The 6,417-nt window shown below is 26.9% G+C and carries 8 protein-coding genes; 7 read left to right on the top strand and 1 reads right to left on the bottom strand.

Annotated features, from left to right (window positions below):
- Positions 1-239: GTP-binding protein (locus tag AWT63_RS06050; protein WP_231723232.1), on the bottom strand; the 239-nt coding region annotated here is incomplete at its 3' end.
- A gap of 114 nt (positions 240-353) precedes the next feature.
- Here AWT63_RS06050 and yhbY point away from each other — a divergent pair.
- From yhbY to AWT63_RS06015, 7 genes are read left to right on the top strand one after another with little or no spacing between them, the layout of a single operon-like run.
- Positions 354-686 carry a ribosome assembly RNA-binding protein YhbY gene (gene yhbY / locus AWT63_RS06045; RefSeq protein ID WP_068269243.1) on the top strand — a complete coding sequence of 111 codons (333 nt, stop codon included), beginning with the start codon at positions 354-356 and terminating at the stop codon, positions 684-686.
- A 2-nt stretch (positions 687-688) separates the two neighbouring features.
- Complete coding sequence (locus AWT63_RS06040) at positions 689-1,147, top strand: divergent PAP2 family protein (protein WP_068269235.1); 459 nt, start codon at positions 689-691, stop codon at positions 1,145-1,147.
- A complete protein-coding gene (locus AWT63_RS06035; protein WP_068269232.1) occupies positions 1,144-1,905 on the top strand; it encodes a TlyA family RNA methyltransferase in 762 nt (253 codons plus the stop codon). Before AWT63_RS06040 ends, AWT63_RS06035 begins: the two co-directional genes overlap by 4 nt.
- A complete protein-coding gene (locus tag AWT63_RS06030) occupies positions 1,886-3,241 on the top strand; it encodes a S41 family peptidase (protein WP_068269229.1) in 1,356 nt (451 codons plus the stop codon). The genes AWT63_RS06035 and AWT63_RS06030 overlap by 20 nt, the downstream gene beginning before the upstream one ends.
- Complete coding sequence (gene rsmI / locus AWT63_RS06025; RefSeq protein ID WP_068269226.1) at positions 3,242-3,907, top strand: 16S rRNA (cytidine(1402)-2'-O)-methyltransferase; 666 nt, start codon at positions 3,242-3,244, stop codon at positions 3,905-3,907.
- A 1-nt stretch (position 3,908) separates the two neighbouring features.
- Positions 3,909-4,796: a ribosome biogenesis GTPase YlqF gene (gene ylqF / locus AWT63_RS06020; RefSeq protein ID WP_068269224.1), complete on the top strand. Its 888-nt coding sequence runs from the start codon at positions 3,909-3,911 to the stop codon at positions 4,794-4,796.
- On the top strand, positions 4,793-6,400 hold the full coding sequence (locus tag AWT63_RS06015; RefSeq protein ID WP_068269221.1) for a DEAD/DEAH box helicase: 1,608 nt from the start codon (positions 4,793-4,795) through the stop codon (positions 6,398-6,400). Before ylqF ends, AWT63_RS06015 begins: the two co-directional genes overlap by 4 nt.
- The last annotated feature ends 17 nt before the right edge of the window (positions 6,401-6,417 follow it).

Genomic DNA, 6,417 nt, shown 5'->3' with positions numbered 1-6,417 from the left:
ACGTGTGCGTAGTGTCTTGTTTCTGATTCATATTCTATGTGTGCTGTATTGATTGTTATTCCTCTTTCTCTTTCTTCTGGAGCTTGGTCTATGTTTTCAAAGTCTACTTTTTCTGCTAGTCCTTTTGATGCTAATACTTTTGATATCGCTGCTGTTGTTGTTGTCTTACCGTGGTCTACGTGTCCTATTGTCCCCACGTTTACGTGTGCTTTAATTCTTTCAAATTTTTGTTTTGCCATCTCTTTTTTCCTCCAATAAATAATAATATTTTACATTAAAAAATTATATCATATAAAAATTGAAAATACTACCAAATTATGATAAAATAAATAGTCAAAGCGAAAGGAGAGAATATGAAATTAACTTCAAAAGAAAGAAATTTTTTAAGAAAAAAAGCTCATGATTTAGAACCAATTGTAAGAATTGGAAAATCAGGAATAAGCGACAGTGTTATTGAAAGTATAAAACAAGTTATAGATAAGCAAGAATTAATAAAAGTTAAAATTTTAAATAATTCAGATGAATTTATTACAAGAGAATTAGAAGATAATATTGCAAAAGCAACGTCAAGTATTTGTGTCTCATCAATAGGACATGTTATGATATTTTTTAAAAAAAGAGTTGATGAAAAGAATAATAAAGGACCAATTACACGAGAATTTTATGAATTTAGGAAGAGAAATTAAAAATGAGTAATGGAATAATTTTAAACAATAAAATAATTGATTTAGTTTTTATTTCAGCATTTATAGCACAATGTTTAAAAATTTTTTCACCTGTTTTTTCTAAAAAAAGACCTATTTTTTCACTTCTTTTTGAAACTGGTGGTATGCCAAGTTCGCATTCTGCAAGTGTTTCATCATTATGTACTTCAATTGCATTTATATATGGTGTAAATTCTGTATACTTTGCCATTTCATTTGTATTAGCAACAATAGTTATGTATGATGCAACCGGAATTAGAAGAGAAGCCGGAAAACATGCAAAAGCTTTAAACCAACTTATTACAGAAAATCAAAAAGATATATTTGAAACAAAACAATTTAAGGAATTTAAAGAATTTTTAGGACATACACCGCTTGAAGTTTTTGCTGGCTGTATATTAGGAATAATAGTTACCTTTATTTTTCAAGGATATTTAGTATGAAAAAAAGACTTGATGTAATACTTTTTGAAAGAGGTTTTTTTGAGAGTAGAGAAAAGGCAAAAAGAGAAATAATGGTTGGAAATGTCACTGTTTGTGAACATTTAGTAACAAAAGCTGGAACTATGTATAAAGATGATGAAAATCTTAATATACGTATAAAAGATAAATTAAAATATGTAAGCCGTGGTGGGCTTAAATTAGAAGGTGCAATTAAAGCATTTGATATTGATTTTGAAGATAAAGTTGTACTTGATATAGGTTCATCAACAGGAGGTTTTACAGACTGTGCATTACAGCATAAAGCTATATTTGTATATAGTGTAGATGTTGGAACAAATCAATTGGCATATAGTTTAAGAAATAATGAAAAAGTTAAAAGTATTGAAAATACACATATAAATAAATTAGATGTAAATTTACTTAATATGGGTCTTGCAGATATAGTTGTTGCGGATTTATCGTTTATATCCCTTACAAAAGTTATACCTGATATCAGAAGATATATAAAAAAAGGAGCATATCTTGTTCTTTTAATAAAACCACAATTTGAAGTTGGTGCAGATTATATTGGTAAAAATGGTATAGTAAAAGAAGAAAAATATAGGGAATTTGCAATAAATAAAGTAAAAGACAGTTTAATAGAAAATAATTATGAATTAATTAATATTATAAATTCTCCTATAAAAGGAACTAAAGGTAATATTGAATATTTAGCATATATAAAGGACGTGCAAAATTATGAAGAATTTGAAAATTAAATTTGTATCATATATTTTTGGTAGTGTCATATTTGGAGCATTACTTGGGCTTTTTGTGCCTAAATATTGTCATGCAATACCAAAAACTACTATAGTTGAAAAAAATAAGAAAAATACTAATGAGGAACTAGCAACTTTTAATGATACAGTTGAACTTGCAAAAGTTATTGAAACCATAAATTTAGTTATTGATAATTGGGTTGGAGACAAAGAAATTAATAAAGATAAATTATATAAAGCCGCATTATCAGGAATTTTAAATGAATTAGAAGATCCTTATTCAGAATATCTTTCAAAAAAGGATTTAGATGATTTTAATGATGATTTAAATGGTAAATATAGCGGTGTTGGTATGACAATCAACAAGAAAAAAGGTGAATATATGGAAGTTATTTCTCCATTTATAGGTTCACCTGCGTATAACGCAAATATACAAATAGGCGATAGAGTATTAAAAATTAATGGAAAAGATATACTTAAAAATTCAGCAGTAGAAATATCTAAAATGCTAAGAGGTAGAAAAGGAACTAAAGTTGGACTTGAAATTAGCAGAAAAAATGTAAAAAATCCAATAAAAGTAACTCTTGTTAGAGATGAAATTATCATTAAAAATATTGAATATAAGATGCTAGAAAATAACATAGGTTATATAAGTTTACTTCAATTTGGTGATGGTGTTGGTCAGGAAATGGAAAATGCTATTAATGATTTGAATAAAAAAGGTATGAAAAAAATAATACTTGATTTAAGAACAAATCCAGGAGGTTCACTAAAAGAAGCTGTTGATATAGCATCATTATTTACATATAAAAATAAGCTTGTAAGTCTTAAATTTAAAAATGAAGATGCTAAAACATATACAAGAACATTAAGACAAACATTTAATGGACCTATGGTTATATTAGTTAATGGTGGTAGTGCTTCTGCTTCTGAAATAGTTACAGGAATCTTAAAAGATTATAAAATTGCTACTATAATAGGTGAAAAAACTTATGGTAAAGGTGTAGCACAAAATATAGTGAAATTTAAAACGGGAGATGCACTTAAATTAACAATTGCTAAATATTCTACACCGCATAATGATAATATAAACAAAAACGGAATAGAACCAGATATTTATATAAAAATGGAGAATATACTTTCAACTAAAGGATATTCAATAGAAACAGAAAAGGCAAAACAAAATAGACAAAAAGAAATAGAAAAATTACTTATTGAAATACATGGGGAGAAAAAAGCTAAAGAAATAATCAACGCTGGAGATATACAATTAAAAGCTGCAATTGATTATTTAAATGGTAAAAAAGTAGTATCTGATAAGAAAGAAGGGAATTAATTGCTGTATATAGTAGGAACTCCAATAGGAAATTTAGAAGATATTAGTATGCGTGCAATTAGAATACTAAAGGAAGTTCAATATATTTTTGCGGAAGATACAAGAGTTACTAAAAAATTATTAGAACATTATGAAATAAAAAATATTATATACCAGTATCACGAACATAATAAAATTCATCAAATAGAAAATATATTAAATATATTAAAATCTGATAAAGATGTTGCACTTGTTACAGATGCAGGTATGCCTTGTATATCAGATCCAGGATATGAATTGGTAGATGTAGCATTAAATAATAATATAAAGGTTGTTACTATACCAGGACCTTCTTCAATATTATCTGCTGCAAGTATAAGTGGGCTTAATATGAGAAGAATTGCATATGAAGGATTTTTACCAAAGAAAAAAGGAAGACAAACTCTATTTTTAAAATTGCAAAAAGAAGAAAGAACAATAATAATATTAGAATCTCCAAATAGAATTTTAAAAACATTAAAAGATATATATGAGTATTTAGGTGATAGATACGTTGTAATTGCAAGAGAACTTACAAAAGTATATGAAGAAGTTTTAAGAGGAAATGTTAGTGAATTAATTCAAAAATTAGAAAAAAAAGCTATAAAAGGAGAAATAGTATTAATAATAAAAAGTTTAGAGGACTAGAATGGAATTAGAAAAAACAAATATAAACTGGTATCCAGGTCATATGAAAAAAGCTATGGATATGTTGGAAGAACAACTTAAATTAGTTGACATAGTCATAGAAATATTAGATGCAAGAATACCAATATCTAGTAAAAATCCAGTACTTTCAAAGTTAGCGAAAAATAAGAAAAAAATAATTTTATTAAACAAAATGGATTTAGTAGATAAAACAAAGTATAATTTATGGGAAAACTATTTTTTAGAAAATAATCTTGCAGATATAGTTATACCTATAAGCGTAGAAAATGGAAACAATTTAAAAGAATTGAAAAATAAAGTTGATAAATTATACGATGAAAAATTAAACAAAATGAAAAGCAAAGGTCTTAGAAAAACGCAAATAAGAGCTATGGTAGTTGGAATCCCAAATGTTGGTAAATCTAAATTTATTAATAGGTTTTCATCTAAGAGTAAGGCTGGAGTTGGTAATTTACCAGGGTTTACTAGAGGAAAGCAATGGATAACAGTTAATGAGAAATTTTCACTGCTTGATACACCTGGGGTTTTATGGCCAAGATTTGACAGTCATGAAATAGCGTTAAATCTTGCAATAACAGGCTCAATAAAAGATAATATATTACCTCTTGAAGAGGTTTGTATAGAGCTTATAAACAAAATGAGAGAATATAATTTAATAGAAAATATATTTAAGGTATATAATATTGAGGTTAGTGATATTAAAAATATTGATAATTATGAATTACTTTCTATTGTTGAAAATAGATTAAAAATTCACAATACAAAAGAACACAATTATGAACTTATTTCAAGAAAAATACTTAAGGATTATAGAAGTGGCAAATTAGGGAAATTTTTCTTGGAATTGCCTAGAAAGGAAAATGAATGATAAAATTTGAAGACTTAGGTTTAAGTCAGGATACACTAAAAGCTTTAAAAGAAAAGGGGTTTGAAACGCCATCAGAAATACAGGCTTTAGTTATACCGGAATTATTAAAAGAAAGAACACATTTAATTGGACAAGCACAAACAGGAACAGGTAAAACAGCAGCATTTGCATTACCTATACTTGAATTATTAGAACCAGAAAAAAAAGTTAAGGCAATAATTTTAACTCCTACGAGAGAATTAGCAGTTCAAGTTTCAGAAGAAATATACTCTTTAAAAGGATCAAAAGATATAAAAATACTTGCAGTATATGGTGGAGCATCTATTGAAACACAACTTAAAAACTTAAAAAAAGGTGTGGATATAGTTGTAGGAACACCAGGGCGTGTAATGGATATGATGAAAAAGCAAGCACTAAATTTAACAAACCTAGATTACTTCATACTAGATGAAGCTGATGAAATGTTAAATATGGGATTTATTGACGATATAAAAGAAATATTGTCTAAAACAAACGAAAATAAAAAAATGCTTTTCTTTTCAGCAACTATGCCTAAAGAAGTATTGCAAATAGCAAAAGAATTTATGCCAAAGCATAAAACACTTAAAGTTGAGAAAAAAGAACTTACAACAAACTTAACAGAACAAATATATTTTGAAGTTAGACCTGATGATAAATTTGAAGCACTTTGTAGAGTTTTAGACTATAGGCCTGATTTTTACGGTATAGTATTTTGTAAAACTAAACAAGATGTTGATGAAGTTACTAAAAAACTTAAATCAAGAGGTTATGATGCAGAATGTATACATGGTGATATTACACAAGGATTAAGAGAAAAAACATTAGATTTATTCAAACAAAAAATACTTAATATATTAGTTGCAACAGACGTTGCTGCAAGGGGTATTGATGTTTCAGATCTTACACATGTAATAAATTATTCAATACCTCAAGAATCTGAAGCATATGTTCATAGAATAGGTAGAACAGGTAGAGCAGGGAAAAAAGGAATTGCAATAACATTTGTAACACCTAAAGAAGCAAATAAACTAATGCAAATAAAAAGAATAACTAAATCTGAGATTAGAAAAGAAAAAATACCTAATATTGATGATATATTGGAAGCAAAAAAAGAATATTTAATATCAAGTATAGATGAAATTATTCTTGAAAATGACTATTCACAATATCTTGATTTTGCAAGAAAATTACTAAAAAATAGAAATGCTGAAGTTATACTTTCAGCAATTTTAAGACATGTGTATGACGATGAATTTTTAAAAGAAAATTACAACGAAATTAAAGATGTAAGTGTTAAACTTGAAGATAAGACAAGATTATTCATAGCACTTGGTGCAAGAGATAAAATGAATCCAAGTAAATTACTTGACTTATTACATAAGAAAGCTAATGTTCCTGGACGTAAAGTTAAAGACATTAAGATTATGGATAAATTTTCATTTATTACAGTTCCATTAAAAGAAGCAGAAGATATTATGAGAACTTTAAACAGAAAAGATGCTAAAAAACCAATAGTTGAAATATCAACAGGTGGAAAATCATCAGGCGGTAAAAGAAGCAGAAAAAATAAAAAAGATAAGTAGTAAATAAGGGAATATTA

The sequence above is a fragment of the Caviibacter abscessus genome (assembly GCF_001517835.1).
GTDB lineage: Bacteria > Fusobacteriota > Fusobacteriia > Fusobacteriales > Leptotrichiaceae > Caviibacter > Caviibacter abscessus.
Note: the sequence above shows the minus strand (reverse complement) of the source record. Positions and strands in the feature narration are given on the sequence as shown.